Consider the following 16,526-nt stretch of genomic DNA (forward strand, 5'->3'; position numbering starts at 1 on the left):
CACCAAAGTTCAATAGAACCCTGACTTACCTTTAATTTTTTTTTGCCGTAGAATCAGCCAGCCTTTTAAGGCGCCAATGTCCGTTAGAAGCTGTTTTCAAAGCGTCACGAGCACAGTCGTTCCTTCAGAGCGGTGTTGGCGAAGGGTTTTTCAGCGGTGAAAAACCTGACGCCAACCCTCATCAGCTCCCCGTTCTGCAGGCGTAAAACTTTGAAAGCAGCTTCTGTAAGGAATTGTCGGTAATTCTGGCTAAGCGGCCCACAACGCCACGCAGCGCATGAGTACGGCAATTTCGGGATGAGCGTCCCGGACACCCATTTGGGACCACTGATGAGGGTAATAACTGTGCTTGAAGCCTACCGCAAACATATCGAAGAGCGTGCAGCACTGGGTATCGTTCCCCAGCCGCTTAACGCCGAACAAACTGCAGGCCTGGTCGAGCTGCTGAAAAATCCCCCGGCTGGCGAAGAAGCCTTCCTCGTTGACCTGATCACCAATCGCGTTCCGCCTGGCGTGGACGAAGCAGCCTATGTCAAGGCCGGCTTCCTGTCTGCCATCGCCAAGGGCGAAGCCAAATCCCCTCTGATCGACAAGAAGCGCGCGGTTGAACTGCTCGGCACCATGCAGGGCGGCTACAACATCGTGACCCTGGTCAACCTGCTGGACGACGCCGAACTGGCCGCCGTCGCGGCCGAAGAACTCAAGCACACCCTGCTGATGTTCGATGCTTTCCACGACGTCGCGGAAAAAGCCAAGAACGGTAACGTCCACGCTCAAGGCGTCCTGCAATCCTGGGCTGACGGCGAGTGGTTCGTTAAGCGTCCGACCCTGGCCGACAAGATCAGCCTGCGCGTGTTCAAGGTCACCGGCGAAACCAACACCGACGACCTGTCCCCTGCTCCAGATGCCTGGTCCCGCCCGGACATCCCGCTGCACGCCCTGGCCATGCTGAAAATGGCTCGCGACGGCATCGTGCCTGACGCACAAGGCGTTACCGGCCCGATGAAGCAGATCGAAGAAATGCGCAATGCCGGCTTCCCGATCGCCTACGTCGGCGACGTGGTGGGTACCGGTTCTTCGCGTAAATCGGCGACCAACTCCGTATTGTGGTTCTTCGGCGACGACGTTCCTTACGTGCCGAACAAGCGTGCCGGCGGTTTCTGCTTCGGCAGCAAAATCGCTCCAATCTTCTACAACACCATGGAAGATGCCGGCGCACTGCCAATCGAATTCGACGTTTCCAACATGCACATGGGCGACGTGATCGACCTGTACCCGCATGCTGGCAAAGTCTGCAAGCACGGCACCGACGAAGTCCTGACCACCTTCGAAATGAAGACGCCGGTCCTGTTGGACGAAGTTCGTGCTGGCGGCCGTATTCCGCTGATCATCGGCCGCGGCCTGACCGAAAAGGCTCGCGCCGAGCTGGGCCTGCCACCTTCGAACCTGTTCAAGAAGCCTGAAGCACCGGCTGAAAGCACCAAGGGCTACACCCTGGCGCAGAAAATGGTCGGCAAGGCTTGCGGCGTGACCGGTATCCGTCCGGGCACCTACTGCGAACCGAAGATGACCACCGTAGGTTCCCAGGACACCACCGGTCCAATGACCCGTGACGAACTGAAAGACCTGGCGTGCCTGGGCTTCTCGACCGATCTGGTGATGCAGTCCTTCTGCCACACCGCGGCTTATCCGAAGCCGATCGACGTGACCACCCACCACACCCTGCCTGACTTCATCATGACCCGCGGCGGCGTTTCCCTGCGTCCGGGCGACGGCATCATCCACTCGTGGCTGAACCGCATGCTGCTGCCGGACACCGTGGGTACCGGTGGTGACTCCCACACCCGTTTCCCGATCGGCATCTCGTTCCCGGCCGGTTCCGGCCTGGTCGCGTTCGCAGCGGCCACCGGCGTCATGCCGCTGGACATGCCTGAGTCGATCCTGGTGCGCTTCAAGGGCAAACTGCAACCGGGCGTCACCCTGCGTGACCTGGTTCATGCCATCCCTTACTACGCCATCCAGAAAGGTCTGCTGACTGTCGAGAAGAAGGGCAAGAAGAACGCCTTCTCCGGCCGCATCCTGGAGATCGAAGGTCTGGAAACCCTGACCGTCGAGCAAGCATTCGAACTGTCCGACGCCTCGGCCGAACGTTCGGCTGCCGGTTGCACCATCAAGCTGTCCAAGGAATCGATCGCTGAGTACCTGAAGTCGAACATCACCCTGCTGCGCTGGATGATCGGCGAAGGCTACGGCGATGCGCGTACCCTGGAGCGTCGCGCTCAAGCGATGGAAGCCTGGCTGGCCAACCCTGAGCTGCTGGAAGCGGACAAGGACGCCGAATACGCCGAAGTCATCGAGATCGACCTGGCCGACGTCAAGGAGCCTGTGCTCTGCGCGCCGAACGACCCGGACGACGCCCGCCTGCTCTCCAGCGTTGCTGGCGAGAAGATCGACGAAGTGTTCATCGGTTCGTGCATGACCAACATCGGTCACTTCCGCGCGGCCGGTAAGCTGCTGGATCAGGTCAAGGGTCAGCTGCCAACCCGTCTGTGGCTGTCGCCACCGACCAAAATGGACGCTCACCAGCTGACCGAAGAAGGCTACTACGGCATCTACGGCAAGGCCGGCGCACGCATGGAAATGCCGGGCTGCTCGCTGTGCATGGGTAACCAGGCACGTGTAGAGCCGAACTCGACTGTTGTGTCGACATCGACCCGTAACTTCCCGAACCGTCTGGGTGACGGCGCGAACGTCTACCTGGCTTCGGCCGAGCTGGCGTCCGTTGCGTCCATCCTGGGTCGCCTGCCGACCGTCGAGGAGTACATGGAATACGCTGGCAAGATCGACAGCATGGCGGCCGACGTTTACCGCTACCTGTCTTTCGACCAGATCGCCGAGTTCCGTGAAGCTGCTGCGAACGCCAACATCCCGGTCGTTCAAGCTTAACGTTACAAGGCAATAAAAAACGCCGCCCATCGTGAGATGAGCGGCGTTTTTTTATGCCTTCAGGAAGACCGCGTTATAGATGATCGTTCCCACGCTCGGCGTGGGAACGATCAGAGTGGTGGTCAGGCAGTCAGGGAGTAGATCAACGCCGAAATCGCCACCAGGCCCACTGCCGTCACAAAGACGTTAGAGGCTTGACCACGAAAACGTGCCATCGCCGGAACCTTGCGCACGGCGTACATCGGCATCAGGAACAGGATCGCCGCGATAATTGGCCCACCGAGGGTTTCGATCATGCCGAGAATGCTCGGGTTCAGGGTCGCAACGATCCAGCACACTACCAGCATGAACGCCGCAGTCATGCGGTCCAGGGTCTTCGGTGCCGGGCGTTTGCCGCTCTTGACGATCAGGCCCTTCAAGCCTTCGCTGGCGCCAATGTAATGGCCCAGGAACGACTTGGAGATGGCCACGAAGGCAATCAACGGCGCCGCGAACGCGATGGTCGGGTTGCTGAAGTGGTTGGCCAGGTACGACAGGATCGACAGGTTCTGCGCCTTGGCATCCGCCAGTTGCGCCGGCGACAGGGTCAGCACGCAGCTGAAGACGAAAAACAGCACCATCACCACCATCAAGAGGTGGGCGCGGGACAGGATCTGCGAGCTGCGTTCCTCGGCATGCGCGCCGTAGCGACGTTTCTGGTCCACCGCGAACGCCGAAATGATCGGCGAATGGTTGAACGAGAACACCATCACCGGAATCGCCAGCCACAGGGTGTGCAGCAGCGCCGACGGCTCAGGCAGCGTGGAGGCAGTGCTGAGGATGCCGCCATTCCAGTGCGGAATCAGGAACACCGCCAAAAACAGCAGCGCAACGATGAACGGATAGACCATCAGGCTCATGGCCTTGACGATCACCTGCTCCCCGCAACGCACCACTGCCAACAGGCCGAGAATCAATACGAACGACAACACGGCGCGCGGTGGCGGCATGATGTGCAGTTGATGTTCGAGGAAACTGCCCACGGTGTTGGTCAGGGCTACGCTGTAAATCAGCAGGATCGGGAAGATCGCGAAGAAATACAGCAAGGTGATCAACGCGCCGGCCTTGATGCCGAAGTGTTCTTCCACCACTTCGGTGATGTCAGCGCCTTCACGGCCAGACAACACAAAGCGGGTCAGGCCACGGTGGGCATAAAACGTCATAGGAAATGCCAGTACCGCGAGGATCAGCAGCGGCCAGAAGCCGCCCAGCCCCGCATTGATCGGCAAAAACAGGGTACCCGCCCCGATTGCCGTGCCAAACAGGCCCAGCATCCAGGTGGTGTCGTGGCGATTCCAGCTTTCTAGGCTCGCTGGTGTCGCCGTTACATAGCGTTCGTCGACGCTATTGGCCTGATCATTCATCCGGTCGGATCTCCGCTTTCCGGTCACTTGCCACCCGGTCAGGACGAGTCGGAAAACCCGACAGGCAGCGCCCTGACCGAAACAGGGGCGCGATTGTCCGGGATTAAGCAACAGAAGCAAAGACTTAGCTGAGCAATGGTTATGCAGATCAGATGCGGCTAGTGTTAAGGCAACTTGCGTTCCCCTGCGTTCGCTGTAGCAGCTGTCGAGCTTGCGAGGCTGCGTTCGGCTGCGAAGCAGTCGTAAACTCTGGACCTGACGGACCGCAGCGCCTGATTTTACGGCTGCTGCGCAGCCGAACGCCGCCTCGCAAGCTCGACAGCTGCTACAGGGACGCGGCCGATAGCTGCAACACACTATTTCATTGCGGACAAATCCTCTCCATCTGCCCCGCTCTGATCTAGTGTTGTCATTAGAAGGATCGCAGGCTTCGCCAGCTCCGGACACCGGGAGCCTCCCTGGCCATTGCCTTGGAGTCAGACAACCTGAAGCGACGTTCACCCCCCGACATTCCGCTGCCCACAGGAGCCCAGCATGACCGCAACTGTTCTGGTACTGGTTGAAACCATCAACGAATACCTGCCGATCCTCGAACATCAGGGGTTTCATTTGATCCTGGCCCCGACCCCGGCCGAGCGCGCCGCTGCCATTGCCCGCCAGGGCAGCCAGATCGATGCAGTGCTGACGCGCGGTCCATTGGGCCTGCGTGCCGACGAAATGGCCGCCCTGCCCAATCTCAAAATTATCTGTGTAATCGGTGCCGGTTACGAACACGTCGACCTGCAAGCCGCTGCCGACCGGGGCATCACTGTCACCAACGGGGCCGGCGTCAATGCCTCTTCCGTCGCCGACCACGCCATGGCGTTACTGCTGGCCCTGGTGCGCGATATTCCTCGGGCCGATGCTGCCGTTCGTCGGGGCGAGTGGCCGAAAATCATGCGTCCTTCCCTGGCCGGCAAACGCCTGGGCATCCTCGGCCTCGGTGCCGTCGGCCTCGCTATCGCCAAACGTGCCGCCAACGGCTTCGATATGCGAGTGAGTTACCACAATCGCCAGCATCGCAGCGACGTGCCCTACAGCTTTTGCTCGACGCCGACCGAACTGGCACGCCATTCGGATTTTCTGATCGTTGCCGCGCCTGGCGGGCTCGGTACTCAGCACTTGATCAACAGGCAGGTACTCGACGCTTTAGGGCCTAACGGATTTATCGTCAACATCGCGCGGGCCAGCGTGATCGTTACGGCTGACCTGATCAGCGCGCTGGAACAACGACGGATCGCTGGCGCCGCGCTGGATGTCTTCGATAACGAACCCCACGTGCCGGACGCCCTCAAGGGGCTGGCCAACGTGGTTCTGACCCCCCATGTCGCCGGGTTGTCGCCGGAGGCCACCCAAGGCACCGTGGAACTGGTCGGCAAAAACCTGACGGCGTTTTTTGCCGGGCAACCGGTCCTGACCCCCATTGCTTTGCCGCCGCCGTCGACAGCTGCCCGGAACATTCAATAAAGGATGCCTAAAGGACGCCCAATAGCGTCCAGAGTCGCCGGGATTCGGCATCGGCGCTGATCAGTTCGCCAAGCAGCTCACTCAGGGGCTTGTTGCCCCACTCCACGCCCCGTTTGATCAAATAGGGCACCGGGCTGTGGGGTTCGGTGCGCGCCAGGTACTCGGCGATCAACAGTAATTGCCGGTAAGCTTCCTCACGATTCGCCGGCTCGCTGAACACCTGAGGCGCCGCAATGACGGGCGGCACGTCAGCCGGGCTCGATGCCGCCACCGCTGGAATTTCGACAGGCGCCGGGGTCGGTTTTCGTGGGTGCATGGCGATGAACTCCTGAACCAGCGTCAACAACGCTTCGATCACATCCTGCAACGCCTTGAAGCCCGGGGCCTGATCGCCGAGATAAGCGTCGCTCCATACCTCCAGACGTTGCAGGTGCTGCTGGCTGAGCAGCAGCGTGCCCTGGCTGCGCAACCAGAATGCCAATGGGGTGGCGCGAATCTGTTCGGTGAGTTTTTTCTGTTCGTTGCGCGCGTTCTCCGCCGAGGTCTTGGCCGTTTTAGTGTCGCTGGTTTGTACCTGTTGCAGTTGCAACCGGCGCCAGCTATCCAGACAGAAATTATCGAATTCACTGTTGCGCGGCGCGAACAACGGCACGCGGGTCAGCAATACTTCAGCGTAGCGTCGAGCCAGCCATTCGAGCGGAATCACCCGCCATGACTGATCGCCATCCTCCGCCTGGGGATGCAAGTGCTCGGGATAGCGTTCGCATAACCCGGCCACCAGCGCCAGGCTGCCCGGCAAACCTTCGAGCCCGTCCTGATGCAGCCAGGCCTCACCCAGCCAGGCGCTGAGCATCAAATCCTTGCTGCGTTCGAGCAACAGGCTGGTGGTCAGTTTTTCCAGTTCCGGCCATTGGGCACGCTTGATCGACGACTGCCACACCCCCGTGGGCAAACTGGTGTCGTCTTCACGGCGCAGTTCGCGCAAGCGGTCGAACTCAGGCTCGTAACGCAAATCCTGGCCACAGGGCGCCTGCTCGCTGATCGGCTCGAGCAGTTGGCTGATCAGTTCCGGCAACGGCGTTGAAGGTTGATTCACAGGCCCTCCTTTTGGGATTCGATGTCATGGGCTGCAATGCCTGCGGTCGATCGCGTCACCATGAATGGTGAGCGTGGGGCGCGGGTTGGCAAGGGCTGAATGGACAGCGGCAATTTCGAGCCCTGGGTCATCAACGACAGGCGCACGAACATCAGGGTTTGCTCGGCGGTGGTAGTGCTGGACTGCGTCGTCACGGGCAGGCGCAAGGTCAACGGAAAATCCGTGTAGTCCATGTTTGGCTGGCGCTGCACTGACACGTGCGAGCGCATCAAGCGCAGTAACGACCACGGCCCGCTGTACTCCCAGCCCGCTTCCAGATCCCGCACCACCAGGCTCGGCTGCAACGGATCGCTGGCCGGGCGCTGGTAGCCATTTCGGGCCCAACGCAAGGTCAGCCGGATCGGTTGGCCGACCATCCAGCGCAGGTTCGGCTGCGGCTCACCGGGATAGCTGAGCTGTTGATTGCCGGCATTCAAGCTCCAGGCGATCACCTGGTCGGCACCGCGCTCCTCCTCTCTATCGGTGCGCCAGCGCACGTCAACCTCCAACCCCAGCACACCGCTCTTGTCGCGTATAAACATCGGCCCCAACCAGGTGCTGGCTTGCTTCAGACGATTGAGGAAGTCTTCGGCGGCCAGGCGTTCCGGGGTCTGGCTCAGCAGCAATCCGGCCTGAGCCACCGGCAAACGCTTGTCGATCAGCTCCAGTAGATGCTGAACCCTGGCCGGATCGGCGTCGGCGGCTTGAAGGCCATTGGCAAACGGAAAGCGCTCCGCCAGGTACTGATTGAAATAATTGGCCAGGTCGTTCCATGCCGCCGCTGCCTGTTGCTGTTGCAGGAACTGACAGCGTTGCATGGCGGTTTGTTGCAGATCCACCGCCCGCAACGCCAGTGTTCCGCGCCCGGCGGTCAGGTTGGCGGTTTGCAGGATCTGGCCGCAGGACGTGGCGTCCATTTCGATGAAGTCGCGGCTGACCAATTGCTCGATCTGCGCCGGCGAACTGGCGGGGTTCTGCTCCTTGTACTTGAACAGTTCGTCGTTGAGCGCATTGAACTGCGTGACGCGCTCATAATCCAGCGCCGAGAGGTTCTGTTGCTGGACTTTGAGCCATTCCAGTGCCGAGGTGCGGCGCTCGGTGATGCCGAGCATGGTGTTGAATTGCTGCTTGAGGCTCAGTTTTAAATCCTGCACATCGTGGGCGCCATACAGTTGCAGGCCGAGGTTTTTCGAGCCGTCCCACTGGCTGATTTCGGCGCGACCGCTGAACAGCGGCTGGGCGACGATTTCGTCGAGGCCGCTGGCGATTTCTGCCAGGGCGCGGCGGTTCAAGGCCGTTTGAAAACGCGTGGCCAGGTCACTGCGACGCACCTCGATAAAGGCTTTTTGCAAAGCAATCGCCTGGGAGGCCTGCACATTGAAAACTCCGCCATGGACCTGAGCATTGTGCTCGCGCAGGCTCGACAACATGGCCTTGACCACTGCGCCTTCGGCCGCTTGCAACAAGGCCGCGCGATACGCCGGGGGAATGCGTGGCAACTCTTCGGCGGCGTAACTCTTGTAACTGGCGAAATAGTTCAACGCACTGTCGAGGTCGTCGCCATCAACGCCCTGCCCTTGCCCATTCGGGGCTTCGGAGCGATCCGCCTGTAAGGCGATGGCCACAAAGTCACGCTTGAACAGCGCCTGCACCGCGTTGTTGAGTTGCACCACATGCTCCTGCAAGACCAGTTGCCCGCTGCCTTGCTGAATCAATAAATTGTCCCGGGAGCCGGCCTGGACAATCCACTGATCGCGAAAACTCTGTTGCAGCTTGGCCGCCTGCATGTCCAACTGCTGTTCCGGTTGCGGCCCAAGCAAGGCGCTTTTGCGCACGTTGTCCAGCAACTCGCGATAGCCAGGCACCAGGTCCTGACCCTTGCCCCGTCCCCACGCCGAATTGGTCAAGCCGATCACCGTTTGCAGGTCATCGATCAATGCCCGCAAATCTTCGAGCTCGGTGAGGGAATTGCCACTGCCGGCTTCCAGCCGTTCCAGATGCAGCTTGAGATAACCGGCCTGACGCACGAAATTGTCGGCCAGGAAATACTGATCCAGCCAGCGTTCCATCAACCCGAGAAAATTGTCCTCGATCAGCGGGCGCTCGACGGTCAGATCCAGCGGGCGCAAGTCGCTGCCATCAGCATCGAACAACGCCCGGTTGTAAAAACCGGCGCGGTGCAACGTGCCGACATTGAGGTTCAGCGACAATGCGTTGTTGCTCAATAACACCAAGTCTTCAAGGGGTGCCTTGTGGTTATTCAGCGCCTGACTGAACCACTGGTTCTGCTGTTCCAGATTCAGCGCGCGCTCCACCAGATCCTTGGCCTTGACGTAGTTTTGCCATTGAGCCGGGTCTTCGCTTTCGACGTTGCCCCGTCGTTCGGTGTTGCGCAGGGTCTTGAGTTGCGCCAGCTCCGCGTTCAACAGGTCGTGCAACGGCAGCAACCAATGGCGCTGGGCGGTCAGGCGCAACTCGCTCGCCACTTGGGCATCCAGCGAAGAGAACCAGGACGTCGGAAATACCACGGAGGTGAAGCTCCAGCCCGGTGCCTTTTCCAGCACCCGCCAGAAACCCTGGACGTTGCGCCGGGTCGACTCCAGCCGATGAGATTCATCGGTGACCGCTGCGTAGTTTTTCTGCGCCCCTTGCAGCAAGCGCGAGAGTTCCTGAGCCTCCTTGACCGAATCCTGCCAGACCCACAGCATGCCCACGCCCCACACCACCGCGACCACCAGCGCCACCCCGCCAGTCACGCGTTGCCAGCGTTGACGCAGGCGTAACAAACGCGGCACCACCTGGGCCAGACCGCGCTCGGCGACCACTCGCCGCTGCCACAATTGCCGGGCGAAAGCACTCTGCTGCAACCCGGTGTCATAGGCCGAAAAGCCGTCGGTGCTGTCTTCCGAGGGCTGATTGGCCGTGAAATAAATACCGCGAAAGCGCGGCGCCTCACCTTGCGCATTGCCCTGGAAAACCGGCTCCAACAACGATTGCAGGTGGCGCCGCAAGGCTTCGAAACGTTCCGGCAAGCCATACAGCTCAGTGCTCAGTTGCCCGGACAAAGCGCCGATTTCGATGATCGATTCCGCCAGGGCCCGAATCATTTGATCCAGCGCCTGATCGCTCCATTGCGCTTGCCAGACTGCATCGGGTCCGTGGGGCGACGACCAGCCCAGCGTGCGTTCGCGGGCCTCGACCGGCAGCGCGGTGATCAGCTCCTGAAACCCCGGCAACTCTTCCATGCCAGTAATCACCACGTACACCGGCAGGCTCAGCCCGAACCGTTGCAACAGATCGATGAAGCGTCGACGCGCCGCCAACCCCAGTGTCGTGGCATGCTCGACGTTGCCTAGCCGACTGACCGGCACCGTCCAGATCACTCCGTCCAACGGACGTTGGCTGCGCAAGCGCAGGATTAGTCCCAGCAACCGCCACCAGCCGCCGCGTTGAAGGTGCATGCCTTCATCGGGCAAAAACAGCGCCTGTGGCACCACCAACACCGCCCCTTCAGGGTCCGACCACCAGCGGCCGAACCAGGCCGGTTTGTCGGTGGGCTGCAAGCGCCACTGAGTACACAACTGCGTGCCCTGGGTTTCGTTGCCGAGCATCAGCAGCCACGGAATCTGGTAGCGGTCCTGGGCGCCCTGCTCCTGCTCCATGTGCCGCACCGCCAGGTAAAAACTGCGAATCGCCGCACCGCTTTGCGTGCGCAACCACCAGACCGCCACCCCGACAATCGTCAGCAGCAACAGAACGGCGATCACGAGGCCGATAATCCCCAGCGTGCTCATGAGTCTTGCTCCGAGGCGGACACCGAATCGGTCAGTTGCAACACCGGTTCGAGCTCCAGACGAATGTCACGCCAGAACAACTGCCCCAACCCGGTCAGTAGCAGGACCATCGCGACAATCCCCAGGCCCAGGCGAAAACCGTCGGGCAACGAAAGGCGCACTGGCATTTGCAGTGGCGGCGCGGCCGAAGGTTGTTCGAGTCGGGCACTGACGTCGGCATAATCCGCCTCGTGCTGCCAGGCAAAAGTGAACAGCGCCAGACGCCATTTTTCATGCTGGGCCTGATTCGGTTCGCCGCGCAGACGCCCCTCAAACCCCAGCACCAGACACTGCAAATAGACGTTGGCCAGATCGCGGGTGGTGGGGATTTGCTCGTCCAGCAGTTCCTTGATCGCCAACGGTATCCGCTCACCGGCCTGACGGCTGGCGTACAACCTCGACTCCAGGGGTTTTTCCTGCCAGGCCGATTGGCCGGGCCAGGGCGTAAACAGCAAGGTTTCATCGACCAGCGCGACAAAGGCATAGACCAGCGCCTTGACCTGCTCGGTGGCGGCGTCACCGACTTTGGCGAATGCGGTTCGCCACAGTCGCTGGGAGATTTGCGTGGAGAGTTCGACCACCGCCTCCACCAGCGCTTCGTCCTCGCTGTCCTTGGGCAACTGGTTCCAGTCCTGGGACCATTGCTGCCAGGCCTGGCGAAAAGCACTGCTCAGCGGCGCTTCATGGAGGCCTCGTGTTCCCGACCCGACATTGCCCTCAGACATAGGACGTTCCTTCCTTGATCAAGCACTTTCACTCGCCTGGGCGACAAACAACACCACTTGCCATGGACTGCTGGTCAGCCTGGAAGCCGGGGCGGCAATCAGCAACGGCAACTGCCCGTCGAACCATGGGCCTTCGGCCGTCACCACGAACAGCCGCGTATCGTCGCCGACGCTGTAGGCCACTTGCTCGTTGCGACTCATGACCTGATGGGGCAAACCGCTCATGCGCTGGCGACTGAGCAACGCGATGTGCGGCTGCGAGGCAATGATCGCCCCGCGCAGCCATTCGCTCGCGGCTTGCTCGCTGGCACCGTTGGGCATGCGCAAACCGATGACCAGCCGTTGGCTCGGCTGATCGTCGGGCAGTTGAATCGAGAACGTTTGTTCATTGCATTCGAACGCCAGGCTGCGGTATCCGGCGCGGATCAGTTCGAGGGTTTTTTCAAGCCAGTCGAGTACCGCTTCATAGCCGCGCTGCAACTCCAGAAAATCCAGTGGAGCGAACGCCGGAACACCGGCCAATGGATCAAGTGCCGACCAGGCGCCGGCCAGCCCGAGCAGCAAGCCATACAGTGCCTGAGGCGTCGCTACTCGACTGTTCAGCAGGCCTTCGACTTCCGGCAGCCGCGCCCAGAGCGCCGTCAACTGGCGGCGAATTTCCAGCGCATCGTCTTGATTGCCGGCCTGCTGCGCCTGGCGCAAACGACCGGCGAGGAACATGCATTTCTCCCGCGCCCGGGCACACAGCCCGGCCACACGCCGCCCCAGTGCCGACTCGGGCAACAGGCACGGGGTCGGCGGGGTGTAAGGCAATTGAAGAAAGCCGCCGCCCTCCTTGCGAATTCTCAGCAGTGGCAGACAAATGGAATCCGCCTTGTTCAGTTGCGTGCACAAGCGCGGGTTCGGACGCCAGACCGTGATCGATTCGGGGTACTCGCCGCTCGTGAGATCCGGCAACGCATCGCCGACCACCGATTGCAATCGGCCCTTGAGCGGCAGCAACTGCCCGGCGCGCCACAGTGGACTGATCGCCAGGTAAACGGTGACGGTGGCGTTGTCCGTGGCGTCGATCGCCTCGCTGACGTCAAGCTCCAGTATCGGCCCCACACCGGCCTGCAGATTGATCGGCAAACCGTCCGGCAAGGTCGCCTGTAAATTGATCAGTCGTACCAGTCCGGCGCTCAGTGCCGAAGGATCGAACTCGACGCGAGTCACGCCCCAGAACCATGGATTACAGGCCTGGGCAAAATGCGCCACCAGCGCCTCGGCCCGCAGCCCTTGCAACTGAAAATGCTGGGGCAATAACTGCATGCCCTCATGCCAGCAAACCGCGTCAGGTAGCAGACTCATACGACTCCCTTCGACATCACTTATTGCCGCACAAAAATGGGCGGCCTGACTTGAACACCACAACCCCTGTGGGAGCGAGCTGTGTGGCGAGGGGGCTTGCCCCCCGTTGGGCTGCGAAGCGGCCCAAAAATCGCTGATGCACCAACAATCTTGTGAGTGCTACGCACTCAAACGGGGGCAAGCCCCCTCGCCACAATCCTGTGTTCAGTTCGGAGGGTCGCTGACCAGCGTCATCTCGCGACTGTCGAACTTGAGCCAGGCGTTGCTCTGATCGTCCAGCCTTAACCGGTGTGCTCCGGGAGTGTTATAGCTGGCGAAGACTAAAAGTCCAGCCGCCCGCTTGCCCTCCAGCGGGAAGGGTTGTTTGTCGATGAATTGGCCGGGCACCAGCTCCAGTCCCCAGACCGTCATCAGCTGCCGATAGTCGCGCTGAAACTGCTCGCGTTCGGCGAACCACTGGCGGGCGGTAATGCCCGACAATTGCTTGAGCAGATCCGCGTCATTCACCGCAATGAAATCCACCGCGATCGGCGTGTCATCGTTGGCGCGGGGCGCGACGTCCAGCGTCAGGTTATCGAGGTCGACACGAGGCCCGAACAACGAACACCCGGCGAGTGACAGGAGCAGAACCACAGAAAAAAAACGTGCGTACAAAATGAATTTTCCTTTTCTGGATACGGTCCAAAAATGCTTTTTGTTTGCTTTTTTATAGACCTGTTCTAGCGTCTTGGATAGTTCGGTCAGCACGACGAATGTGGAAGGTTCGTCAAAGGAATGACAGGTCCTCTGCCCTCCCTTTCTAACCTACGGTCCAGTAAGGGAATGCGATGAAACGGGCCTCCCGATGCATTGCGCCCGCCTCATGCATCGGAGTCAGCCACCATGGCAGAAAGTACTCAGCACAAGCTCGACAGGGTCCGCCCGCCCCGCGTGCAAATCACCTACGACGTCGAAATCGGCAATGCCATCGAGAAGAAAGAATTGCCATTGGTGGTCGGCATTCTTGCCGACCTCTCCGGCAAGCCTCTGGAGCCACTCCCGAAACTGAATGAACGGCGCTTCACCGAAATCGACCGCGACAACTTCAACGAAGTGCTCGCCTCGATCGGCCCGCGCGCCACCTTGCAGGTCACCAATACCCTCAGCGGCGACGACAGCAAACTCAACATCGAGCTCAACTTCAAACACATCGACGACTTCGATCCGGTCAAGGTGGTTGAGCAGGTCACGCCGCTGCGGCGTCTGTTTGAAGCCCGTCAGCGTCTGCGCGATCTGCTGACCAAGCTCGATGGCAACGATGATCTGGACAAGCTGTTGCGCGACGTCATTGCCAACACCGAGGGCCTGCAAGAGATCAAGTCGGCCCGCCCGGAAGCCGCTCCCCCCGCCCCCGCTGGCGATGCAGAAGTACCGGCCGAACCGCAAGCCTGATCGTTCATCCATTTAGGGAGAATCTGCCATGCCCGCCTCATCCACCGCCCAGAGCCAAGCCAGCGACAGTACCGCCCAGACCTTGTCTCTGCTCGATGAAATCATCGCCAAAGGCCGCATGGCCCATGACGACAGCCAGCAGGATTACGCCCGCGACATGCTCGCGGAATTCGCCACCCAGGTACTCGACGAAGGCATGGCCATCGACAAGGACACCGTGGCGATGATCAACGACCGCATCAGCCAGATCGACGAACTGATCAGTGCTCAACTCAACGAAGTGTTGCACCACCCGGACCTGCAAAAACTCGAAGCCTCCTGGCGCGGCCTGCACTTGCTGGTGCAGAACACCGAAACCAGTTCCCGGCTGAAACTGCGGTTGCTCAACGTGACCCAGAAAGAGCTGCAGAACGATCTGGAAAAAGCCGTCGAGTTCGACCAGAGCGCACTGTTCAAGAAGATCTACGAAGAGGAATACGGCACCTTCGGCGGCCACCCGTTCAGCCTGCTGGTGGGTGACTACACCTTCGGCCGGCACCCGCAAGACATCGGCCTGCTGGAGAAACTCTCGAACGTCGCCGCGGCCGCTCACGCGCCGTTCATTGCCGCCGCCAGCCCTCGGCTGTTCGACATGAACAGCTTCACCGAACTGGCCGTGCCCCGTGACCTGTCGAAAGTCTTCGAGAGCCAGGAGCTGATCAAGTGGCGCTCGTTCCGCGAAAGCGAAGATTCGCGTTATGTGTCCCTGGTGCTGCCGCACTTCCTGCTGCGTCTGCCTTATGGCCCTGACACGTCGCCGGTGGAAGGCATCAACTACGTCGAAGACGTCAATGGCAGCGACCACAGCAAATACCTGTGGGGCAATGCCGCGTGGGCCTTGTCGCAGCGAATCACCGAAGCTTTCGCCAAGTACGGCTGGTGCGCGGCGATTCGCGGTGCCGAAGGCGGTGGCGCGGTGGAAGGCCTGCCGGCCCATACCTTCCGCACCACCTCTGGCGATCTGTCGCTCAAATGCCCGACCGAAGTGGCGATCACCGACCGTCGCGAGAAAGAACTCAACGACCTCGGTTTTATCGCTCTGTGCCACAAGAAAAACAGCGACGTGGCAGTGTTCTTCGGCGGCCAGACCACCAACAAGTCCAAGCTCTACAACACCAACGAGGCGAACGCCAACGCGCGGATCTCGGCGATGTTGCCATACGTGCTCGCGGCCTCGCGTTTCGCCCACTACCTGAAGGTGATCATGCGCGACAAGGTCGGCAGTTTCATGACCCGCGATAACGTGCAGACCTACCTCAACAACTGGATCGCCGACTACGTGCTGATCAACGACAACGCGCCGCAAGAGATCAAGGCGCAGTACCCGTTGCGTGAAGCCCGGGTGGATGTGACGGAGGTTGCCGGCAAACCGGGTGCCTACAAGGCCACGGTGTTCCTGCGGCCGCACTTCCAGCTCGAAGAGCTGACCGCGTCGATCCGCCTGGTCGCGACACTGCCGCCACCGGTCGCCGCCTGACCGCTAGCCCCATGTAATGCCGAACACCATGTAGGAGCTGCCGAGTGCAACGAGGCTGCGATCTTTCCCCGGACAATTGAGTCGTGAGCGAAAGATCAAGATCAAAAGATCGCAGCCTGCGGCAGCTCCTACAGGGCATTGGCCTACTATTAACTTTCAGGAGTCTCATGCGATGGATGCAATCATTCTCGACCTCGGCGGCGACATCAAAGGCGATAGCCTGCTCGAGGGTTACAAGGACAAGATCGAAGTCATGTCGTACAGCCACAACGTGGCGATGCAGGTGACCAACGACGTCAGCAACTCGGAACGGACCTCCGGTAAGCCGCACATCGGCGAGTTCACCCTGACCAAATTCGTCGACAGCTCGACGCCCTCTCTCAACGAATATTGCTGCGCCGGCAAACCGATCCCGGAAGCCAAAATCACCATTGGTCGCAACGCCGCCGAAGGCAGCGGAAAGCTGATGCCATTCATCATCTACACCCTGACTAACGTCGTGCTGTCCAACGTCAGCGTCAGTGGCGGTACCGGTGGCAAACCGGTGGAAACCCTGTCGCTGAATTTCACCAAGATCAAGTGGGAGCTCACTGCCCAGAAAGACGACGGCACCAAGGAAGGCACGGCCGCCTCGACCTGGGACATGGCCGCCAACAAGCTCGTCAAGTAAGCGGACGCGTC

General features: G+C 60.5%; 11 protein-coding genes. 5 read left to right on the forward strand and 6 right to left on the reverse strand.

Going from position 1 to position 16,526, the window contains the following annotated elements:
- Window positions 1-345 precede the first annotated feature (345 nt).
- Window positions 346-2,946: a bifunctional aconitate hydratase 2/2-methylisocitrate dehydratase gene (acnB, locus tag FHW68_RS00970; RefSeq protein WP_095635023.1), complete on the forward strand. Its 2,601-nt coding sequence runs from the start codon at window positions 346-348 to the stop codon at window positions 2,944-2,946.
- Between the two features lie 122 nt (window positions 2,947-3,068).
- On the opposite strand, the gene FHW68_RS00975 is transcribed toward acnB, so the two are convergent.
- Window positions 3,069-4,349: a serine/threonine transporter gene (locus FHW68_RS00975; protein ID WP_095635022.1), complete on the reverse strand. Its 1,281-nt coding sequence runs from the start codon at window positions 4,347-4,349 to the stop codon at window positions 3,069-3,071.
- A 534-nt stretch (window positions 4,350-4,883) separates the two neighbouring features.
- Between FHW68_RS00975 and FHW68_RS00980 the strand changes: the two genes are divergently transcribed.
- On the forward strand, window positions 4,884-5,855 hold the full coding sequence (locus tag FHW68_RS00980; RefSeq protein ID WP_095635021.1) for a 2-hydroxyacid dehydrogenase: 972 nt from the start codon (window positions 4,884-4,886) through the stop codon (window positions 5,853-5,855).
- Between the two features lie 7 nt (window positions 5,856-5,862).
- On the opposite strand, the gene tssA is transcribed toward FHW68_RS00980, so the two are convergent.
- The 5 genes from tssA to FHW68_RS01005 form a co-directional block, all read right to left on the reverse strand.
- Complete coding sequence (tssA, locus tag FHW68_RS00985; protein ID WP_183678187.1) at window positions 5,863-6,951, reverse strand: type VI secretion system protein TssA; 1,089 nt, start codon at window positions 6,949-6,951, stop codon at window positions 5,863-5,865.
- A complete protein-coding gene (locus FHW68_RS00990) occupies window positions 6,948-10,784 on the reverse strand; it encodes a type VI secretion protein IcmF/TssM N-terminal domain-containing protein (RefSeq protein WP_183678189.1) in 3,837 nt (1,278 codons plus the stop codon). Before FHW68_RS00990 ends, tssA begins: the two co-directional genes overlap by 4 nt.
- Entirely contained in the window at window positions 10,781-11,548 is a 768-nt protein-coding gene (locus FHW68_RS00995; protein ID WP_095635018.1) for a DotU family type IV/VI secretion system protein, read from the reverse strand. The genes FHW68_RS00990 and FHW68_RS00995 overlap by 4 nt, the downstream gene beginning before the upstream one ends.
- A gap of 18 nt (window positions 11,549-11,566) precedes the next feature.
- Window positions 11,567-12,898: a type VI secretion system baseplate subunit TssK gene (tssK, locus tag FHW68_RS01000; RefSeq protein ID WP_183678191.1), complete on the reverse strand. Its 1,332-nt coding sequence runs from the start codon at window positions 12,896-12,898 to the stop codon at window positions 11,567-11,569.
- A 204-nt stretch (window positions 12,899-13,102) separates the two neighbouring features.
- Complete coding sequence (locus tag FHW68_RS01005; RefSeq protein ID WP_183678193.1) at window positions 13,103-13,552, reverse strand: type VI secretion protein; 450 nt, start codon at window positions 13,550-13,552, stop codon at window positions 13,103-13,105.
- A 228-nt stretch (window positions 13,553-13,780) separates the two neighbouring features.
- On the opposite strand from FHW68_RS01005, the gene tssB reads away from it, so the two are divergent.
- The 3 genes from tssB (at window position 13,781) to FHW68_RS01020 (ending at window position 16,515) form a co-directional block, all read left to right on the forward strand.
- The gene (gene tssB, locus FHW68_RS01010) at window positions 13,781-14,329 is read left to right on the forward strand and encodes a type VI secretion system contractile sheath small subunit (RefSeq protein WP_095635015.1); all 549 of its coding nucleotides are present in this window, start codon (window positions 13,781-13,783) and stop codon (window positions 14,327-14,329) included.
- A gap of 28 nt (window positions 14,330-14,357) precedes the next feature.
- Complete coding sequence (gene tssC / locus FHW68_RS01015) at window positions 14,358-15,845, forward strand: type VI secretion system contractile sheath large subunit (protein WP_183678196.1); 1,488 nt, start codon at window positions 14,358-14,360, stop codon at window positions 15,843-15,845.
- A gap of 172 nt (window positions 15,846-16,017) precedes the next feature.
- Window positions 16,018-16,515 (forward strand): Hcp family type VI secretion system effector, encoded by a 498-nt coding sequence (locus FHW68_RS01020; RefSeq protein ID WP_183678198.1) that lies wholly within the window; start codon window positions 16,018-16,020, stop codon window positions 16,513-16,515.
- Window positions 16,516-16,526: the final 11 nt, after the last annotated feature.

The sequence above is a fragment of the Pseudomonas sp. Tn43 genome, assembly GCF_014192635.1.
Taxonomy (GTDB): Bacteria; Pseudomonadota; Gammaproteobacteria; order Pseudomonadales; family Pseudomonadaceae; genus Aquipseudomonas.

Bases quoted from the DNA above. Each gene is read 5' to 3' on its own strand.
- tssB (WP_095635015.1), top strand. From the start codon at position 13,781: ATGGCAGAAAGTACTCAGCACAAGCTCGACAGGGTCCGCCCGCCCCGC.
- tssC (WP_183678196.1), top strand. From the start codon at position 14,358: ATGCCCGCCTCATCCACCGCCCAGAGCCAAGCCAGCGACAGTACCGCC.
- FHW68_RS00980 (WP_095635021.1), top strand. From the start codon at position 4,884: ATGACCGCAACTGTTCTGGTACTGGTTGAAACCATCAACGAATACCTG.
- tssK (WP_183678191.1), bottom strand. From the start codon at position 12,898: ATGAGTCTGCTACCTGACGCGGTTTGCTGGCATGAGGGCATGCAGTTA.
- FHW68_RS00975 (WP_095635022.1), bottom strand. From the start codon at position 4,349: ATGAATGATCAGGCCAATAGCGTCGACGAACGCTATGTAACGGCGACA.
- FHW68_RS00995 (WP_095635018.1), bottom strand. From the start codon at position 11,548: ATGTCTGAGGGCAATGTCGGGTCGGGAACACGAGGCCTCCATGAAGCG.
- FHW68_RS00990 (WP_183678189.1), bottom strand. From the start codon at position 10,784: ATGAGCACGCTGGGGATTATCGGCCTCGTGATCGCCGTTCTGTTGCTG.
- FHW68_RS01020 (WP_183678198.1), top strand. From the start codon at position 16,018: ATGGATGCAATCATTCTCGACCTCGGCGGCGACATCAAAGGCGATAGC.